We start from the raw sequence: 17,992 nt of genomic DNA on the forward strand, positions 1-17,992 counted from the left end.
GCGGGCTCCGCCGTCGTACATCACGATGGCGGCCGGCGTGTCCGTGCCGAAGTGCCCCACTTCGGGCAGGAGCACGTTACGCGGTGGGGCCGTTCCGCATCTGCTTGACCAGGTCCAGCACCACGGCCTGGAGGTTCCCGCCATTTTCCGCGGCCACGCGGCGCTGGCGCTGGTACCCGGCGCCGCGGCGGATGATCTTCTCGACGTCGGCAAGCTCGTCGGCGCAGCGCAGCTTGGCCGCCACCGGCTCCAGCCGGTTCAGCGTCTCCAGCAGGTGCTCGGTGACCAGCTGTTCCCGCCCTGCGGCGTCCAGGATGATGATGGCGTCCATGCCGTAGCGGGCGGCGCGCCACTTGTTCTCCTGCACGTGCCAGGGCGGCATGGTGGGAATGGTGCCGCCGTTGTCCAGGGTGGTGGAGAACTCGTCCACCAGGCATTGGGTGAGGGCCGCAATGGCACCCACTTCCTCCAACGTGGCCAGGCCGTCGCAGATGCGCATCTCGATGGTGCCAAGCGCGGGCACCGGCCGGATGTCCCAGCGGATCTCAGAGATGGTGTCGATCACGCCGGTGGTGAACATGTCCTGCACATAGGACTCGTATTCCTCCCAGGATTTGAACTGGAAGGGCAGGCCGGCGGTGGGAAGCTGCTGGAACATCAGGGCCCGCTGGGAGGCGTAGCCGGTATCCTCGCCGCCCCAGAAGGGGCTGGATGCGGAGAGCGCCTGGAAGTGCGGGAAGTAGTTGACCAGGCCATCCAGGACGGGGAGTGCCTTGTCCCGGCGGTCCAGTCCTACGTGCACGTGAACGCCGTAAATGACCATCTGCCGGCCCCACCACTGGGTGCGGTCGATGAGTTTGGCGTAGCGGGCCTTGTCCGTCACGGGCTGCAGCTGCGGCGGGCTGAACGGGTGGCTGCCGGCGCAGAAGAGTTCCACGCCCATGGGATCGGTGATTTCGCGGACGGCGGCAACGGACCGGCTGAGGTCTTCCTTGGCCTCGGCAGCTGTTTCGCAGATGCCGGTGACCAGTTCCACGGTGTTCAGCAGCAGTTCCTGCTTGATGTGCGGATGTTCGTCGTCTTCGTTGAGTTCCGGGTGGCGGGAAGCAACTCCGCGGAGCACCTGGTTGGCCACGGATGCGAGCTCGCCCGTCTTTCCGTCCACCAGGGCAAGCTCCCACTCAACACCGAGGGTTGACTGCCTCGATGGGGCGAAGTCGATCTTCACACGTTTCCTCACTGTCCGGTTTGCCGCTGGCTGATGCCGCTCACAGGCTGATGCCGGCAGGCGAACGGGTGGTTCAAGTCTAGTGCAGGGGTAGCATCGTATTGATGGCCCCGTTCCCCACGCGTCACAGACCTGCCAAAACCACTCCCGCCAAATCCTTCCCGCTCCTCCTGGCCCTGTCGGCCCTGGCGCTGGCCTCCTGCACAGCCTCCCCAACCGCAGCCCCGCCGTCGTCGTCCTCCGGGCCCACCGGGGCCCCTTCGGCATCGGCAAGTACGACGACGGCGCCTCCCACCGCTTCTGCCTCACCTGACGCAGGCTCCCGCCCCCTGGGGTGGGGCCCGGAGCAGCGCGACCAGGACGCCGCCGTCGCGGCCGTGGCAGCCATGACTCCGGAGGAGAAGGCCGGGCAGGTTCTGCTCCCGTTCTTCAAGGGCAACCAGGTGGAGGCGCACGCCGCGCTCATCCAGCGGCTGCACCTGGCCGGATCCATCATCATGGGCGACAACGTGCCACGCGATCAGCAGGGGAACGTGGACGTTGCCGCCATGGGCGCGGTGAACCAGCGGCTGCAGCAGGCTGTCGCCGCCGGCGGCCGGCGGTGGCCCGGGATCATCGGCGTGGACCAGGAAGGGGGCGCCGTGGCACGCCTGGGGCAGCCCCTGACTGAATGGCCCACGCCCATGAGCTACGGAGCGGCCGGCAACCCGGCCCTGACCCGGGAAGCAGGAAAGGGCCTCGCCGGCGAGCTGGTGCCGCTGGGATTCGACCTCGACTTCGCGCCGGATACCGACGTGACCATCGGGCCCAGCGACCCCACCATCGGCGCGCGCTCCATGTCCGCGGATCCTGCCGCCGCCGCAGCCCACGGGGTCGCCTTCGCCCAGGGCATGCTGGACGCCGGCGTGCTTCCCACCGTCAAGCACTTTCCCGGCCACGGCTCGGTGACCGCGGACTCCCACCTCAGCCTCCCGGTCCAGCCGGCCGGCATCGACCAGCTCCGGGCCCGGGACTGGAAACCCTTCCAGGCGGCCGTGGCCGCGGGCCTGCCGGTCGTCATGACGGGCCACATCGCTGTGCCTGCGCTGGAGCCCGGTGTGCCGGCGTCGCTCTCCGCACCGAGCTACGCCGCGATGAGGGAGCTCGGATTCAAAGGTGTAGCCGTGACGGACGCCCTCAACATGGGAGCCGTGGACAAGCAGTACCCCGCCGGCGCAGCAGCCGTAAAAGCTTTGGGAGCCGGCGCCGACCTGTTGCTGATGCCCGCGGACGTGGAACAGGCGCACGCCGCCATCCTCCAGGCCCTGGCCGCCGGCACGCTTCCCATCTCCCGGCTGGATGAGGCCGCGCAGCGGGTGGCCACCATGATGATCTGGCATGCCCGGACTACGCCGCCTGCCGGAACAGCCGGCACAGGTGCCCCGGCCGGAAGCGGTGCGGCGTTGTCGGCGCGGGTCTCGGCGTCGGCCGTGACGGTTGTCTCCGGTCCCTGCAGCGGGCCCCTGGTGCCCGGTGCGGTGCGCGTTGCCGGCGGGGGACCGGGGGACCGGGAGCGCTTCGAAGCCGCCGCCGCACGTGCCGGCCTCGCAGTTGGATCAGGACCGCTGGTGAACCTCATCGGCTTCGGCGGGAATCCAGCGGCCGGGGACATTGCCGTGGCCCTGGATGCCCCCTGGCCGCTCCAAAACTCCACGGCTCCGGTGAAGCTGGCGCTGTACGGCCGCACCGACGCCGCCTTTGATGCGCTGGTGGCCGTGCTGGCAGGAAAGGCGCCTGCTCCCGGGAAGCTGCCCGCCGGCGTCGGGCCTTTCCCCGCGGGAACCGGCTGCCCCTGACCTCTGACTCCTGCCCCGGACCGGGGACCCCGCACGATGGCTGGAACGCGTTTAATGGTCTGGTGCCCATTCTGAATAAAGACATGACCCTCTGCATCTCGCTGTCGGCCCGCCCCAGCAACAACGGGACCCGCTTCCACAACCATCTGTACGGGCAGCTGGGCCTGAACTGGATCTACAAGGCGTTCGCGCCCACCAACCTGGAACAGGCCATCGCCGGAGTGCGGGGCCTGGGCATCCGCGGCTGTGCCATCTCCATGCCGTACAAGGAAGACGTCATCGCGCTGGTGGACGAGATGGACCCGTCCGCCAAGGCCATCGACTCCGTGAACACCATCGTGAACACCGACGGCCACCTCAAGGCGTACAACACCGACTACACGGCCATTGAGCAGCTGCTGGCATCCAACGGGGTCCCCACCGACTATTCCGTGCTGGTCCAGGGGGCGGGCGGGATGGCCAAAGCCACCGTCGCCGCGCTCCGGGACGCCGGTTTCAAGGACGTCACCGTCATCGCCCGGAACGAGGCCGCCGGCCGTGCGCTCGCAGGCCAGTACGGTTTCCAGTGGCGTGCAGCGCTCGACGGCGGGACGGCGGACATGATCATCAACGTCACCCCCATCGGCATGGCGGGCGGCGCCGAAGCGGACAGCCTGTCCTTCCCCGCGGAGGCCATCGAGGCCGCACGCGTGGTCTTCGACGTGGTGGCACTGCCCGCCGAGACGCCGCTGATCCGGGCCGCCCGCGCGGCAGGCAAGCACGTCATCACCGGTGCGGAGGTTGCCACCATCCAGGCCCTGGAACAGTTTGTGCTGTACACGGGAGTGCGCCCCACCGCGGAACAGGTCCGGGCAGCCGAGGAGTTCATGCGCGCCCAGTAGGCGTTTACACCGGTTCCACCACGATGGCCACGCGGTCCTCGCCGATGCGAGTCAGGACCAGCGTGGCCGTCCTGGCGGAACCCTTTTTGGCGGCGCCCTTGCCCTGCGGGAGGAGCTGCTTCCGCAGCTCTTCCGGGGTCACCGCTGTGCCGCGCTTCTTGATGTCCAGCACGGTGATCCCCTCCTCCTTCACCCAGGCCTTGAGTGCCTTGACGTTGTAGGGCATGACTTCCAGGACCCTGTAAGCCTTGGCGAACGGGATGTCCAGAAGTTCCGCGGCACAGATGTAGGCAATGTGTTCATCCACCAGGTGCCCGCCGAGCTGCAGCGCCACGTCGGCAACCAGCCCGGCACGGATCACGGCGCCGTCGGGTTCGTACAGGTAACCCTCCACGGGTCCCACCGGAGCGGCCGGGCCGGCGCCGAAGTCCTCTGCGCTGGTCAGCTCGGCGGGCCCCTGGGACCCCAGGACCAGGGCCGCCCGGCGGACCCCGGGCCTGCGCACGGCGTTGAACCAGAGGGTCACCTCGGTCACGTCCCCGGCCACCGACACCCACTGGGCTTCGCATCCCGTGGGCACGGACTCGTGGGGCATGCCCGGGCCCATCTTCACGCCCACCGCCTTCCCCCCGGCCGCCAGCGACTCCACGAAGGACAACGGCGGTGAGAACGCCTCCGGGTCCCAGATCCGCTTGGTCCCCGACGTGGAAGTGACGCGGCGTGCCGGATCCAGCCAGACGCCGTCGATCCCCTCCAGCGGGACCGATGCCGCGTCCGCGTGGACCACCGTGGCATTGGGGAAGGGGATGAGGTTCATGGTGGCGCAGGCGGCGGTGGTTTCATCCATCTCCACGGCGGTGACGGTGATGTCCAGGGAAGCCAGGGCCATGGCGTCGGCACCAAGACCGCAGCCCAGGTCCGCCACTTGCCGGATCCCGGCTGCGGCGAACCGCTGCGCGTGGTGTGCGGCGACGTTCAGCCGGGTGGCCTGCTCAAGGCCTGCCTGGGTGAAAAGCATCTGGCGGGCGAACTCACCAAACTTCGCCTCGGCCCTGGTCCGCAGCCTGGACTGCGTCAGGACGGCGGATACAAGTTCGCCCGGGTGGCCGGCTTTCCGGAGCGCCGAATTGAGCTCAAACGCGTCCTCTTCGCGGTAGGGGCCCAGCGATGCCAGCAACTCCCAGCCTTCGGGGGTCAACAGGGGTGCGATCTGGTCCTGGGGAGCGTGGGGCATGGTTTCCAGCCTAGTGGAGGACGGCTGCCGGGATGCGGATACTGTTGAAACCATGGATGACAGCGCAGCCCCAGGGGAGACCGGCGAACATCGACCCAGGGACCGCGGTGTGGCTAGGTTTGCCCGTCCAACCCTGATCGCCGCGGCCGTGGTGGCCGTGGTGTGCATCGCCCTGTTGGTGATCATTTTCCTGCTGGACACGTTCAACGCCACCGTTTATTCGGTGGGCGGCAACGACATCCACGACAACACGCAGGAGGCGCGGGACATCCGCGGGTTGTACGACGGCGCACGGGCCGGGAGCATTTTCTTCCTCGTTGTTGCCGTACTCACCGCAGCCGGGGCCGGTTGGGTGCTTTACCGGAAACGTCAGCAGGGAGGCGGCGAGGCCGACGGTGGCGAGGACGTGGACTTCGACGACCTGGGCCGTTAGGGAAGCATGTTTGCCGCCCTGGACCGCCGTCGGCCGGAGCCCGAAAAGCCTTACGCCGATGACGAAACGTTGGCACTCACCTTGACCGAGTGCTAACCCTTACATAGAGTCTTCATTAGCACTCTCCCTAGGAGGGTGCTAACACATGAAGAGCTGCCAGCCAGGCTGCTGCCGGCACCGCGACGACGGTTTGCCAGCCACGGCGGAAAGCTTTCCAGTCCACGAATTTTGCTGACGAAAAGGAGAGGTCCGAGTGTCGGTCTCTATTAAGCCTCTTGAGGATCGTATTGTTGTCCGCCCGCTCGAAGCCGAGCAGACCACGGCTTCAGGCCTGGTCATCCCGGACTCCGCCCAGGAGAAGCCGCAGGAAGGCGAAGTTGTTGCAGTAGGCCCCGGCCGCTTCGAAGACGGCCAGCGGGTTCCGGTTGACGTTGCCGTTGGCGACGTCGTCATCTACTCCAAGTACGGCGGAACCGAAGTCAAGACCGGCGGCACCGAGTACCTGGTGCTGTCCGCCCGCGACGTCCTGGCTGTCGTCGTCAAGTAACTCTTCCGGATCCCCGTGCCGCCGGCCATGCTCATGCTGGCCGGCAGTGCGGGGTTTCTGTCTTTGAAAGGACAAAACCATGGCAAAGCAGCTTGCGTTTAACGACGCTGCCCGCCGGTCCCTTGAGGCCGGCATCGATAAGCTCGCGAACACCGTCAAGGTGACGCTCGGCCCCCGCGGCCGCAACGTCGTCCTGGACAAGAAGTGGGGCGCCCCCACCATCACGAATGACGGCGTCACCATCGCCCGTGAAGTGGAACTTGACGATCCCTACGAGAACCTTGGCGCGCAGCTGGCCAAGGAAGTAGCCACCAAGACCAACGACGTTGCCGGCGACGGCACCACCACCGCCACGGTCCTGGCCCAGGCCCTGGTCAAGGAAGGCCTGCGCAACGTTGCTGCCGGCGCCGCTCCCGGCCAGATCAAGCGCGGCATCGAAGTTGCGGTTGAAGCCGTGGCTGCCCGCCTGCTCGAAAACGCCCGCCCGGTCGAAGGCACCCAGGTGGCTAACGTTGCCGCCATCTCGGCCCAGAGCGACGAAATCGGCGAACTGCTCGCCGAGGCCTTTGGGAAGGTGGGCAAGGATGGCGTCATCACCATCGAAGAGTCCTCCACCACCCAGACCGAACTGGTCCTCACCGAGGGCATGCAGTTCGACAAGGGCTACCTGTCCCCGTACTTCGTCACCGACGCGGAACGCCAGGAAGCAGTCCTCGAGGACGCCCTTATCCTGATCAACCAGGGCAAGATCTCCTCGATCCAGGAATTCCTGCCGCTGCTGGAAAAGGCACTGCAGGCTTCCAAGCCGCTGTTCATCATCGCCGAGGACGTCGAGGGCGAGGCCCTGTCCACGCTCATCGTCAACCGCATCCGCGGCACCCTGAACGTTGTTGCCGTCAAGGCTCCCGGCTTCGGCGACCGCCGCAAGGCCATGCTGCAGGACATCGCCACCCTCACCGGTGCGCAGGTTGTCTCCCCGGAACTGGGCCTGAGCCTGGACACCGTTGGCCTGGAGGTGCTGGGTACCGCCCGCCGCATCACCGTCACCAAGGACAACACCACCATCGTCGACGGCGCAGGCTCGGCCGAGGACGTGGCCGCACGCGTTGCCCAGCTGCGCGCCGAGGTTACCCGCACCGATTCCGACTGGGACCGCGAAAAGCTCCAGGAGCGGCTGGCCAAGCTGGCCGGCGGCATCGGCGTCATCAAGGTGGGTGCCGCAACCGAGGTTGAGCTGAAGGAAAAGAAGCACCGCATCGAGGACGCAGTGTCCTCCACCCGCGCTGCCCTCGAAGAAGGCATCGTGGCCGGCGGTGGCTCGGCCCTGATCCACGCCCTCAAGGCACTGGATGAGGACGCCGCCGTCAACGCCCTCGAAGGCGACGCTGCCGCGGCCGTCGGCATTGTCCGCCGCGCACTGGTCCAGCCCCTGCGCTGGATCGCCCAGAACGCCGGCTTCGACGGTTACGTGGTCACCTCCAAGGTTGCCGACCTGGAAATCAACAACGGGTTCAACGCCAAGTCCGGCGAGTACGAGGACCTGATCGCTGCGGGCGTCATCGACCCCGTCAAGGTCACCCGTGCAGCCCTCCGCAACGCGGCCTCCATCGCCGCGCTGGTTCTCACCACCGAGACCCTTGTCGTGGAGAAGCCGGCCGAAGAGGACGAGCACGCAGGCCACAGCCACTGATCCTGCCCGTCTTCACATACAGAAAACCGGTCCAGCACCAGCTGGGCCGGTTTTCTGTGTTCCGGGTGCTACGTAGCCGCCATCTCGGCGGTTTCGACTCCGCCCGCAGGCTCGTAGACCAACGACACGGCTCCCTTGGGGTAGCTGCGTACCGGCTCGGCGAGGCGGAATGTTGAGGGGACCGTCCCGGCGTCGAAGAGCCGCTTGCCCTGCCCCAGGGTGACCGGATACAGCCAGAGATGAAGGCGGTCCAGCACTTGCGCCTCCAGCAGGGACCGGATGAGGACGCCACTGCCGAACATGTGCACCTGCTGGTACTCGTCCCGGAGCCCGCCCGCCGCCGCGGCATCCGGCAGCACGGTGGTGCCGGCCCATGCCGGATCGGACAAGGAGCTGGACACCACAAACTTGGGTATCCGGTTGAGCGTGTCCGCGATGTCCCCGGACTGCTGGGGCCAGTAGGCGGCAAAGATGTCGTAGGTCTTCCTGCCAAGGAGCAGGGCATCCATCCGCGCTATTCCAGCCGCAATGGCGGCGCCGGATTCGTCGTCGGAGACCGGTGCCTGCCAGCCGCCAAGGTTGAACCCGCCCTCGCTGTCTTCCTCGCGGCCGCCGGGCGCCTGGTAGACGCCGTCCAGGGTGATGAACAGGTTCGCGACGATGTTGCCCATCCACCAAGTCTGGAACGGGGCTCCGGCCCTGTCCAGTGCCGTGGCAGGATGGTGCCATGCTGCTCCTTGAGCTCGTCAACACCGCGGAGGCCGTCACCTCCACCCGCTCCCGGCTGGCCAAGGTGGATGCGCTGGCCCAGCTGCTGGGCCGGCTTGAGCCGGCGGAAATCCCGACGGCGGTGGGCTGGCTGGTTGCCAAGCCCCGCCAGGGACGCGTGGGCGTCGGATGGAGTGCCGTGGCGGCGGCCAAGGAGGAACCCGCCGTCGAACCAACCCTCACCCTGGCCGACGTGGACGCTGCCCTGGACCGGCTGCTTGCCACGGCGGGTACCGGATCGGGCGCGGAGCGGGCGGCCACCCTCCGGACGCTGATGGCGGCAGCCACTGCTTCTGAGCAGGCATTCATTGCAGGTGTCCTGCTTGGCGAGCTGCGTATAGGAGCCCTGGAGGGAGTGCTGACGGATGCCGTTGCCCGCGCTGCCGGGAAGCCCGTTGCCGCCGTACGGCGCGCTGCGATGCTTTCGGGCGACCTGGGCGGAACAGCCCTGCTGGCCATCACGGGCACCGAAGCCGAGCTGGACGCCGTCGGCCTGGTGGTTGGCCGCCCCGTGCAGCCCATGCTGGCGGCCACCGCGGCCAGTCCCAGCGCAGCCCTGGAGGCGACCGGGGAGGCCTCGGTGGAATACAAGCTCGACGGCGCCCGCATCCAGGTGCACCGGTCCGGCGACGACGTCAGCATCTACACGCGCAACCTCGCCGACGTCACCCACCGGCTCCCCGAGGTGGTGGACCTGGTTCGCGGGCTGCCGCTGCGGGACGTGATCCTTGACGGCGAAACCCTGGCCCTGGACGAGGAAGGCGGCCCGCGGCCGTTCCAGGAAACCATGGCGCGCTTCGGTGCGGATGCCGCGCGTGAGACGGTGCTGCATCCCTGGTTCTTCGACGTGCTGCATATCGATGGGCGGGACCTGCTTGATGAGCCGCTGTCCGCCCGGATCAGTGAGCTCGAGCGGATCGCGCCGCAGCACCGGATACCGGGGGAGGTCACGGCCGATCCCGCCGTTGCGGAACGGGTATCGCAGGAGGCGCTTGCCGCAGGCCATGAAGGCGTTGTGGTGAAGGCCATCGGTTCCACCTACGCGGCCGGCCGGCGCGGAGCCAACTGGATGAAGGTCAAGCCGGTGCTGACGTACGACCTGGTGGTGCTCGCCTGCGAATGGGGGTCCGGGCGCCGCACCGGGATGCTGTCCAACCTGCACCTGGGCGCCCTTGACCCCGCTGGGGAGTTCGGAGAACCCGGCGGCTACGTCATGGTGGGCAAGACCTTCAAGGGCCTCACCGACGAACTGCTGCGATGGCAGACGGAGAGGTTCCAGGAGCTTGAGGTGCGGCGCACGGCCGGCACGGTGTGGGTTGAGCCGGTCACGGTGGTCGAAATCGCCATCGACGGCGTGCAGCAGTCACCGCGCTATCCCGGCGGCATCGCCCTGAGGTTTGCCCGGGTCAAGCGCTACCGGGACGATAAGGCTGCGGCCGAAGCAGACACGATCCAGACCCTGCGCGCCCTGCTGCGGCCGTAGCGCACCGCGAATGCGGAGGCTCCTTAGTTGCGGGCCCCGCTCCGCTGGCGCCTCAGGTTCCGTGCCACCCCGTGCGGCACGCGCCTCGAAATTATGCGGTAGAAAAGCAGTACCGCGAGGGCGGCCACCACGATGCCCACGAGGTTGAGCAGCAACTGGAGCGCCGAGCCCGCAGCCTTCTGGTATTCCCCCAGGACCAGGGCCACCGCAACGTACCCTGCCGCCGGAACGGTGGTCACCGAGATGAAGACCCCGATCAGGGCCGCGGAGCGCCGGCCGATGATGGAGAGCATTCCCGCGATGCCGGCCAGGACGGCAACAATCAGCGAATACGGACCCGGATGGTAGATGAATTCCACCGCGGAACCCTTGTCCAGGGCATCCCGCGGGAAGAGACCGAGGGGCACCGACAGCCACGCCGTCAGTGCCGCCAGCAGCATGGCCACGGGGAACCCGACACCCAGGGCAATGGCAGCACGGCGGCCAAGCTTCCACTGCCGGGTGGCAAGCGAGACGGCGAGGGCGGCCAGCGGTCCGAACTCGGGACCTACCGCCATGGCTCCCACAATCGCGATGGGGGAGTCCGTCACGATGCCGATCCCGGCAAGCTGGGTTGCGAGCACCAGGAAGGCGAGGAAGTTCCATGTCAGGCGGGAGTCCTCTCCGGTTTGCCGCGTCACGTCGTCCCAGATCACTGCGTCCGCACCGTCCCCGGGGGCGGCCCGCTCCGCCCGGTCGGCTTTCTTTGACAGGACTAATTCCGGTGTGGACATGGCAATGGATCCAACGTCCTGGACCTTCAGGATCTCCAGCTTCTCGAGGAGTTCCTCCACTGACTCCCGGGCGATCAGGACCTCGATAACGTCGCCTTCCGGGACCACCGACGCACCCGCAACCAGCGCAACCTCTGCCGCGCCCCGCTGGCCCCGGCAGGTCTTCAGCGTCACGGCGGACAGCTCGCCGGGCACGCAAATCCGCAGTTGGACAACCACGCCGTCTCCCTTCGATGATTGGGCCCAGCATAGTCCGAACAGGTGCGTTGATTGGCCGTTGCTGACCGGCTTGGCTAGGCTTGATGCTTTGGCTGGCGGGCGTCCTGAGAGGTTCTAGTGTCGATAACGGAAACGTCGAAGGCACCTGAACCCCCGTGCAGTGCCGCGAACAGGAAACAGTCCAGTTCCGTGAACAGGAAACGGAAGCCCACTTTCCGCCCCGAGGTCCAGGGGCTCCGGGCCCTGGCTGTCCTGATGGTGGTGGCGTACCACGTGTGGCTGGGCCGCGTGTCCGGCGGCGTGGACATCTTCCTGCTGATCTCGGCGTTCCTGCTCACGCTTTCCTTCGTCCGCAAAGCCGAATCCGGCCACCCTTTCAAGCTGATGGCGCACTGGCTGCACCTTTTCAAGCGACTGCTGCCGGCCGCCGTCGTGGTGATCCTTGGAGTGCTGGCAGGCACCTGGCTGATCCTGCCGCAGGGCCGCTGGCCACAGGTGCTGGACCAGGCCTGGGCGTCCCTCCTTTACCGGCAGAACTGGCTCCTGGCAGACAATGCAGTGGACTACTACGCGCAGGACCACGCCGGAGCCAGTCCGCTGCAGCACTTCTGGTCCCTGTCCATCCAGGGACAGGTCTTCATCCTGTGGCCACTGATCTTTGCCGCGACCGCTGCGTTGCTGAACCGGCTGCGCCGGGTTCCCCGCCTGCAGGGGCTGACCTACCGAGGGTTGCTCGGCGCAGTCTTTGGAACGGTTTTGGCGGTGTCGCTTGCCTACTCCATTGACCAGACCGCCGGCAACCAGGCCTACGCCTACTTCGATACGCGCGCCCGGCTTTGGGAGTTTGCGCTGGGATCGTTGCTGGCACTGGTGCTGCCCTACGTCAAGCCCGGCCGCGTGGTGCGGGTGGCCCTGGGCTGGGCCGGACTGGCAGCCATGGTGTCCTGCGGGCTGGTCCTGACCGTCGACCGGTCCTTTCCCGGGTACGTGGCGCTCTGGCCCACACTGGCCGCGGCGGCCATCATCATTGCAGGGCAAACCGGCAGCCGGTTCGGCGTGGACCGGCTCCTCAGCAGCCGCCCCGCCGTCGCCCTGGGTGACAACTCCTACGCCCTCTACCTCTGGCACTGGCCGGTCCTGGTGCTGGCGCTCGCGGCCACCGGCGTGGAGGCACCCAACCTCAAGCAGGGACTGGGCATCGTCGCTGCCTCCATCGTGCTCGCTGTCCTGACCACCCGCTTTGTTGAAAAGCCGCTGCGCGACTGGCATTGGCCCAAGCTTCGCGCCTGGCGGACCGCCGTCGTCATTGTTGCCTGCGGTGCCTTGCTGGCTGGTCCCGTGGCGGTTTGGCAGACATCGCTCACCGCAGAGGAAAGCGCGACGGCGGCACAGCCCCGTGAGCTGACGCCGGGGGCCTTGTCGCTCACGCCGGAGAACGAAAGCACGCCCGCGCCCAGGGCCAGGACCATCCCCGGGCCCACCGCCCTGGACAACGACTGGGCCGGGATCGACTCGCCCTGCACAGGTGCCAACGACACGGGCGATCCCATCTTGGAGGGGTGCCGGCAGGAGCTTCCGGAGGAACCGTCCACCCGGCGCATCGTGGTGCTGGGCGACTCCCATGCCCAGCAGTACCTGGCAGCGCTGGCTCCCGTGGCGGCCGCGCGTGGGTGGGAATTGGTCACCCTCCTGATGCCCGCATGCCGGTTCGGCGCCGAATCGGAGACCAGGAATGCCGAATGCAACGCCTACAACAAGGCCAGCTCCGCCTACGTCCTGGAACACCGCCCGGATGCGGTGTTCACCGTGGCAACGCTGACCCATGAGGATGCCCCGTTCGAAACGGAGGTGCCGGGGTACCTTGACGGCGTCAAGCCGTTCGCCGACGCGGGGATCGAGATCGTGGGAATCCGCGACAACCCGAGATTCACCTTCAACATGCCCCAGTGCGCCCAACGGAACGGCGCCGGCGCGGCTGCCTGCAATCCGTCGCTCGCCGAGTCCCTGGTGGAGCCATCGCCACTGGAGAACTACCGCGGCAAGCTGCCCGGGCTGCACCTGATGGACATGAGTGACTTCATCTGTGCCCGGGGCGTTTGCCCTGCGGTGGTGGGGAACGTGTACGTCTACAAGGACGACAACCACCTGACCAGAACCTATGTGGAGACCATGATCCCCATGTTCGAGCAGCGGCTGCTGGCTGCAACCGGCTGGAGCTGAGCCGGCCCTAAGGGTGGGTGGGGGCGTGCGGTTGCTCACATTACCGGCGTGGAATAGGGGGATCGGCGCCGAGGTTCTAATATTTACTCAACACTTTCTGCCCCCGGAACGCCGTCCTGCACGGTGGTCCCGCAGGATCGTCTGCACAGGCCAGTTCCGTAATAACGGGCTGGTCATCGGCTGCAACCCCTACCCGTGACCCAGCAACCAAGGTAAGAGGCGCACTCATGACCGAGCCCGAACACAACCCCTTTGGCTTCATCGGCCTGACCTACGATGACGTCCTGCTCCTGCCGGGCCACACCGACGTGATCCCGTCCGAAGCAGACACCTCCTCGCGGATCTCCAAGCGGATCACGGTGCAGACCCCGCTGCTTTCCGCCGCAATGGACACCGTGACGGAATCCCGCATGGCTATCGCGATGGCCCGCCAGGGTGGCCTGGGCGTGGTGCACCGCAACCTGTCCATCGCCGACCAGGCTGACCAGGTGGACCGGGTCAAGCGGAGCGAGTCAGGGATGATCACCAACCCGCTCACCATCCGTCCCGAGGCCACGCTGCGGGAACTTGATGACCTTTGCGCCCACTACCGCGTCTCCGGCCTGCCCGTGGTGGACGAGGACAACCGCCTGCTTGGCATCGTCACCAACCGCGACACCCGCTTTGTCCCCGAGGCCGATTTCCCGCTGCGGCTGGTCAGCGACGTCATGACCAAGATGCCCCTGGTCACCGGACACGTGGGAATCAGCCGCGAGGAAGCCTCGCACAAGCTCGCAACCAACAAAATCGAAAAGCTCCCGCTGGTGGACGAGCAGGGCCGGCTCAAGGGCCTCATCACCACCAAGGACTTCACCAAAGCCGAGCAGTACCCGCTGGCCACCAAGGACGACGAGGGCCGGCTCCGCGTGGGTGCTGCCATCGGCTTCTTCGGTGACGGCTGGGAGCGGGCCATGGCCCTGGTGGACGCCGGCGTCGATGCCCTGTTCGTGGACACCGCCAACGGCCACTCCCAGGGTGTGCTGGACATGATCCGCCGGCTCAAGTCCGACCCCGTGGCCGCCCACGTGGACATCATCGGCGGCCAGGCTGCCACCCGCGAAGGCGCCCAGGCACTGATCGACGCCGGCGCGGACGGCATCAAGGTGGGTGTTGGTCCGGGCTCCATCTGCACCACCCGCGTGGTGGCCGGCGTGGGCGTCCCGCAGATTACCGCCATCTACGAATCCGCCAAGGCTGCCATGCCGGCCGGCGTGCCGCTGATCGCCGACGGCGGCCTGCAGTACTCGGGCGATATCGGCAAGGCACTGGTGGCCGGAGCCGACACCGTCATGCTGGGATCGCTGCTGGCGGGCTGTGACGAGTCCCCGGGCGAGCTGATCTTCGTCAACGGCAAGCAGTTCAAGTCCTACCGCGGCATGGGCTCCCTGGGCGCCATGCAGTCCCGCGGCAAGAACACGTCCTACTCCAAGGACCGCTACTTCCAGGCGGACGTGTCCGGCGACGACAAGCTGATCCCCGAAGGCATCGAAGGCCGCGTTGCCTACCGCGGGCCGCTGTCCTCGGTGGCGTACCAGTTGGTGGGGGGCCTGCGTCAGACCATGTTCTACACCGGGGCACCGACCATCCCGGAGCTGAAGGCCCGCGGCAAGTTTGTTCGCATCACGTCTGCCGGACTCAAGGAATCGCACCCGCATGACATCCAGATGACCGTGGAGGCGCCGAACTACGGTTCGCGCTGATCCCGGTGGCTTAGTGCTGCGGAAGGAGGTGGGGAATTCCCCGCCTCCTTCCGCATTTGAGCCCCTATACCGCCGGCTGCAGTTCCGACGTCAGCTCCTCAAGGGTGGGCGGATTGGCGCCCGGGCGGCTGACCGTAATCGCGGCAGCCTTGGATGCCATCCTGCCCAGGGTTTCCAGGACGGACGGCGCCAAGCCATCGGTGCTCCGGCAGAGCAGGCCGTAGATCAGGGCCGCCATATAGGAATCACCGGCTCCGATGGTGTCTGCCACTACCGTTCGAACGGACGGAATCTGCACCCGTGTGGCGGGTGTTGCCAGCAGCGAGCCGGCTGAACCCATGGTGACCACAGCCATGCCCGCACCAAGTTCCAGGATCCGCGCCGCGGCGTCCTCGAACGTCACCCCCGGGTAGAGCCACCGGGCATCCTCGTCGCTAAGCTTCAGCACGTCCGCTAAGGGGGCCAGGTCTTCGAAAACAGCGAGGGCTTCCGCGTGGCTGCCCAAGAGTGCGGGGCGGATATTGGGATCGTAGGAAACCAGGCATTCACGGTGCGCCCGTTCCAGGAGGCTCTTGACGGTACCGGCTCCGGGCGCCAGGAAGCTGGCGATCGAGCCGGTGTGGAGCACCTTGGGAAAGGTGGCGGGGTGCACCGGCGGCAGCTCCCAGGAAACGTCGAATTCGTAGCTGGCGGACCCGTCAGCGCCCAGCGTGGCGGTGGCGGAAGCCGTGCGGCCCGGTGATTTCGACCCTGGCAGCAGCGCAACTCCGGCGCTGCCCAGGTGACGCTCGATCAGGGCGCCGCGTTCGTCGTCGCCTATTGAGGTCAGGAGGCTGGTTCGCACGCCCAACCGTGCCAGCCCGTAGGCGACGTTGGCCGGGGAACCGCCGGGGTGCTCCGCCGTGCCTTCGGAGGTGCGGACGACGTCGACGAGTGCTTCGCCAACCACGATGACATCGGGAGTGGAGGCGCTGGTGCCGGAGCCACTGGTGTAGGGCATGGGAGCAAACTTTCGTGAAGACGGGCGCGGACCTGCCGCCCGGGGCAGGCGAGCAGGTCCGAGAACAGGAAGGGGAGTGAAGGAAAGCGGTCGAACGCGGATCAGGCCGTGGCGGCGCCGGTCATGATGGCCACCGCGTCGGTCATGCTGTGCGACTTCGGGGTGATCGTGGCGGCGCATTTGCCGAGACGCTGGATGTGGATCCTGTCGGCAACGTCAAAAACGTGCGGCATGTTGTGGCTGATCAGGATGACTGGAAGGCCGCGGTCCCGCAGATCCCGGACCAGCTGGAGGACCTGGTTCGACTCCCGCACGCCCAGTGCCGCGGTGGGCTCGTCGAGCACCACCACCTTGGAACCGAACGCTGCTGCCCTTGCCACAGCCACGGCCTGGCGCTGTCCGCCGGAGAGGTTCTCCACTGGGACGGTGACATCCTGAAGGGTCGAAATTCCGAGACGGGTGAGCTCCTCCTTCGCCTTACGGCGCATCCCCTTGGTGTCCAGGACCCTGAAGATGGACCCGAGCGGTCCGGCCACCCGTTCCTCCCGGCCCAGGAACAGGTTCGACGCCACGTCCAGGGCCGGCGAGACCGCCAGGTTCTGGTAGACCGTTTCGATTCCATGCGCGCGGGCATCCTGCGGACGCTTGAAGTGCACCGGCTGGCCGGAAACCAGGAGCTCGCCCGAGTCCGGAACCTCGGCCCCGGTGAGGCACTTGATGAGGGTGGACTTGCCGGCGCCGTTGTCGCCGATGATGGCCAGCACCTCGCCCGGATACAGCTCAAGGCTGACACCGTCAAGGCCAACCACCTTGCCGAAGGTCTTGACGAGGTTCCGCGCCTGGAGGATCGGCTGCCGGGTTTCGGTCTTGGGGGATTCAATCCCGGTGGAGGTCATGACTTCACCTTTCGGATCCACTGGTCGATCGACACAGCGATGATGATGAGGACGCCGACGGCGAGGGTTTGGAACAGCACGTCCAGCCCGGCCAGGGAAAGCCCGTTGCGGAAAACGCCCACGATCAGCGCACCGAGGAGGGATCCCCAGACGGAGCCGCGGCCGCCGAAGAGGCTGGTCCCGCCAATCACGACGGCGGTAATGGAGTCCAGGTTCAGGTCCACCCCGGCGTTGGGGCTTGCTGCGTTGGTACGCCCGATCTGGATCCACGCTCCGATCGCCAGCACCGCGCCGGCCGCGAGGTAGACGCTCATCAGGACGCGGTTGACGGGGATACCGGCCAGGCGGGCGGCTTCCTTGTCATCGCCGACTGCGTACACGTGCCGCCCCCACGCCGTCTTGCCCAGGATGAAGGCGACCGCCACATAGAGCAGGAGCATCATGACCACGCCGGTGGAGATGCGAACGGGCCCAACGGGGAACGTGCTGCCCATCCAGGTCAGGAGCCCCGGCATGCTCGAGCCACGGACCGTGGAGCCGCCCGAGTAGAGCAGGGTCAGGGCGATGAAGATGTTCAGGGTTCCCAGCGTCACGATGAACGGAGGGAGCCGGAACCTGGTCACCAGGAAGCCGTTGACAGCCCCGGCGGCAAGTCCGACGACGAGCCCCGCCACCAGTGCGATGGGTCCCGGCATGCCGTTGTTCACAGCCAACTGCGCCACCACCATGGAGGCCAGGATCATCACGGCGCCCACGGAAAGGTCGATTCCGGCGGTGAGGATGATGAGGGTCTGGGCGATGGCCAGGGTTCCGACGACGGACACCTGCTGGGTGATCAGGGACAGGTTCTCGAACCGCAGGAAGCGGTCATTGAGCAGGCCGAACACCACCACCGCCACAATCAGGACGATGGCCGGGCTCAGTGCCGGGTAGCGGTGCAGCACATTGCGGATGCGGCTAAGGGGAGTTTGGCGGTCGAGGAATTCCTCGGCCAGGTCGGTGGGCCCGGTAACCGGCGGGCCTGCGGTTTGTTGCTGGGTCATCGT

15 protein-coding genes are annotated in these 17,992 nt (G+C 67.1%); 8 read left to right on the forward strand and 7 right to left on the reverse strand.

What is annotated here, in order from left to right; genetic code table 11:
- Nucleotides 1-76: 76 nt before the first annotated feature.
- On the reverse strand, nucleotides 77-1,228 hold the full coding sequence (locus ACV095_RS06275; protein ID WP_056394198.1) for a glutamate--cysteine ligase: 1,152 nt from the start codon (nucleotides 1,226-1,228) through the stop codon (nucleotides 77-79).
- A 386-nt stretch (nucleotides 1,229-1,614) separates the two neighbouring features.
- Here ACV095_RS06275 and ACV095_RS06280 point away from each other — a divergent pair, with 386 nt between their 5' ends.
- Together ACV095_RS06280 and ACV095_RS06285 are read left to right on the forward strand one after the other, a co-directional pair.
- Nucleotides 1,615-3,063: a glycoside hydrolase family 3 protein gene (locus ACV095_RS06280; protein WP_478223424.1), complete on the forward strand. Its 1,449-nt coding sequence runs from the start codon at nucleotides 1,615-1,617 to the stop codon at nucleotides 3,061-3,063.
- 83 nt (nucleotides 3,064-3,146) lie between these two features.
- The gene (locus tag ACV095_RS06285) at nucleotides 3,147-3,944 is read left to right on the forward strand and encodes a shikimate 5-dehydrogenase (RefSeq protein ID WP_134163895.1); all 798 of its coding nucleotides are present in this window, start codon (nucleotides 3,147-3,149) and stop codon (nucleotides 3,942-3,944) included.
- A gap of 4 nt (nucleotides 3,945-3,948) precedes the next feature.
- Here the strand turns inward: ACV095_RS06285 and ACV095_RS06290 are convergent, their stop codons facing one another.
- Complete coding sequence (locus ACV095_RS06290) at nucleotides 3,949-5,178, reverse strand: THUMP-like domain-containing protein (RefSeq protein WP_478223131.1); 1,230 nt, start codon at nucleotides 5,176-5,178, stop codon at nucleotides 3,949-3,951.
- Nucleotides 5,179-5,230: 52 nt separating this feature from the next.
- Here ACV095_RS06290 and ACV095_RS06295 point away from each other — a divergent pair, with 52 nt between their 5' ends.
- The 3 genes from ACV095_RS06295 to groL all read left to right on the forward strand — a co-directional run bounded on the left by ACV095_RS06295 (nucleotide 5,231) and on the right by groL (nucleotide 7,848).
- Nucleotides 5,231-5,611, forward strand: a complete 381-nt coding sequence (locus ACV095_RS06295) for a DLW-39 family protein (protein WP_478223132.1) — start codon at nucleotides 5,231-5,233, stop codon at nucleotides 5,609-5,611.
- A gap of 253 nt (nucleotides 5,612-5,864) precedes the next feature.
- Nucleotides 5,865-6,158, forward strand: coding sequence for a co-chaperone GroES (gene groES / locus ACV095_RS06300; protein ID WP_018769205.1), 294 nt, complete (start codon nucleotides 5,865-5,867; stop codon nucleotides 6,156-6,158).
- A gap of 79 nt (nucleotides 6,159-6,237) precedes the next feature.
- Complete coding sequence (gene groL, locus ACV095_RS06305; RefSeq protein ID WP_018769206.1) at nucleotides 6,238-7,848, forward strand: chaperonin GroEL; 1,611 nt, start codon at nucleotides 6,238-6,240, stop codon at nucleotides 7,846-7,848.
- A 68-nt stretch (nucleotides 7,849-7,916) separates the two neighbouring features.
- Here the strand turns inward: groL and ACV095_RS06310 are convergent, their stop codons facing one another.
- Nucleotides 7,917-8,519: a dihydrofolate reductase family protein gene (locus tag ACV095_RS06310; protein ID WP_018769207.1), complete on the reverse strand. Its 603-nt coding sequence runs from the start codon at nucleotides 8,517-8,519 to the stop codon at nucleotides 7,917-7,919.
- Nucleotides 8,520-8,575: 56 nt separating this feature from the next.
- Here ACV095_RS06310 and ACV095_RS06315 point away from each other — a divergent pair, with 56 nt between their 5' ends.
- On the forward strand, nucleotides 8,576-10,099 hold the full coding sequence (locus ACV095_RS06315; RefSeq protein WP_478223133.1) for an ATP-dependent DNA ligase: 1,524 nt from the start codon (nucleotides 8,576-8,578) through the stop codon (nucleotides 10,097-10,099).
- Nucleotides 10,100-10,122: 23 nt separating this feature from the next.
- Here ACV095_RS06315 and ACV095_RS06320 read toward each other — a convergent pair whose 3' ends face one another.
- Nucleotides 10,123-11,091, reverse strand: a complete 969-nt coding sequence (locus tag ACV095_RS06320) for a DUF389 domain-containing protein (protein WP_478223134.1) — start codon at nucleotides 11,089-11,091, stop codon at nucleotides 10,123-10,125.
- A gap of 189 nt (nucleotides 11,092-11,280) precedes the next feature.
- On the opposite strand from ACV095_RS06320, the gene ACV095_RS06325 reads away from it, so the two are divergent.
- Together ACV095_RS06325 and guaB are read left to right on the forward strand one after the other, a co-directional pair.
- Complete coding sequence (locus ACV095_RS06325) at nucleotides 11,281-13,311, forward strand: acyltransferase family protein (protein ID WP_478223135.1); 2,031 nt, start codon at nucleotides 11,281-11,283, stop codon at nucleotides 13,309-13,311.
- A 227-nt stretch (nucleotides 13,312-13,538) separates the two neighbouring features.
- Nucleotides 13,539-15,050, forward strand: coding sequence for an IMP dehydrogenase (gene guaB / locus ACV095_RS06330; RefSeq protein WP_478223136.1), 1,512 nt, complete (start codon nucleotides 13,539-13,541; stop codon nucleotides 15,048-15,050).
- A gap of 64 nt (nucleotides 15,051-15,114) precedes the next feature.
- On the opposite strand, the gene ACV095_RS06335 is transcribed toward guaB, so the two are convergent.
- The 3 genes from ACV095_RS06335 to ACV095_RS06345 form a co-directional block, all read right to left on the reverse strand.
- A complete protein-coding gene (locus ACV095_RS06335) occupies nucleotides 15,115-16,050 on the reverse strand; it encodes a carbohydrate kinase family protein (RefSeq protein ID WP_478223137.1) in 936 nt (311 codons plus the stop codon).
- Nucleotides 16,051-16,151: 101 nt separating this feature from the next.
- Nucleotides 16,152-16,946 carry an ATP-binding cassette domain-containing protein gene (locus tag ACV095_RS06340; protein ID WP_018769213.1) on the reverse strand — a complete coding sequence of 265 codons (795 nt, stop codon included), beginning with the start codon at nucleotides 16,944-16,946 and terminating at the stop codon, nucleotides 16,152-16,154.
- Nucleotides 16,943-17,989: an ABC transporter permease gene (locus ACV095_RS06345; RefSeq protein WP_018769214.1), complete on the reverse strand. Its 1,047-nt coding sequence runs from the start codon at nucleotides 17,987-17,989 to the stop codon at nucleotides 16,943-16,945. The genes ACV095_RS06340 and ACV095_RS06345 overlap by 4 nt, the downstream gene beginning before the upstream one ends.
- Between the last annotated feature and the right edge of the window lie 3 nt (nucleotides 17,990-17,992).

It is taken from the genome of Arthrobacter sp. JDC6 (assembly GCF_056484025.1).

What these genes read in the sequence shown, in the direction of transcription:
- ACV095_RS06280 (WP_478223424.1), top strand. Translation starts at nt 1,615, where the DNA reads ATGACTCCGGAGGAGAAGGCCGGGCAGGTTCTGCTCCCGTTCTTCAAG.
- groL (WP_018769206.1), top strand. Translation starts at nt 6,238, where the DNA reads ATGGCAAAGCAGCTTGCGTTTAACGACGCTGCCCGCCGGTCCCTTGAG.
- ACV095_RS06340 (WP_018769213.1), bottom strand. Translation starts at nt 16,946, where the DNA reads ATGACCTCCACCGGGATTGAATCCCCCAAGACCGAAACCCGGCAGCCG.
- guaB (WP_478223136.1), top strand. Translation starts at nt 13,539, where the DNA reads ATGACCGAGCCCGAACACAACCCCTTTGGCTTCATCGGCCTGACCTAC.
- ACV095_RS06345 (WP_018769214.1), bottom strand. Translation starts at nt 17,989, where the DNA reads ATGACCCAGCAACAAACCGCAGGCCCGCCGGTTACCGGGCCCACCGAC.
- ACV095_RS06290 (WP_478223131.1), bottom strand. Translation starts at nt 5,178, where the DNA reads ATGCCCCACGCTCCCCAGGACCAGATCGCACCCCTGTTGACCCCCGAA.
- ACV095_RS06315 (WP_478223133.1), top strand. Translation starts at nt 8,576, where the DNA reads ATGCTGCTCCTTGAGCTCGTCAACACCGCGGAGGCCGTCACCTCCACC.
- ACV095_RS06295 (WP_478223132.1), top strand. Translation starts at nt 5,231, where the DNA reads ATGGATGACAGCGCAGCCCCAGGGGAGACCGGCGAACATCGACCCAGG.
- ACV095_RS06285 (WP_134163895.1), top strand. Translation starts at nt 3,147, where the DNA reads ATGACCCTCTGCATCTCGCTGTCGGCCCGCCCCAGCAACAACGGGACC.
- ACV095_RS06335 (WP_478223137.1), bottom strand. Translation starts at nt 16,050, where the DNA reads ATGCCCTACACCAGTGGCTCCGGCACCAGCGCCTCCACTCCCGATGTC.
- ACV095_RS06310 (WP_018769207.1), bottom strand. Translation starts at nt 8,519, where the DNA reads ATGGGCAACATCGTCGCGAACCTGTTCATCACCCTGGACGGCGTCTAC.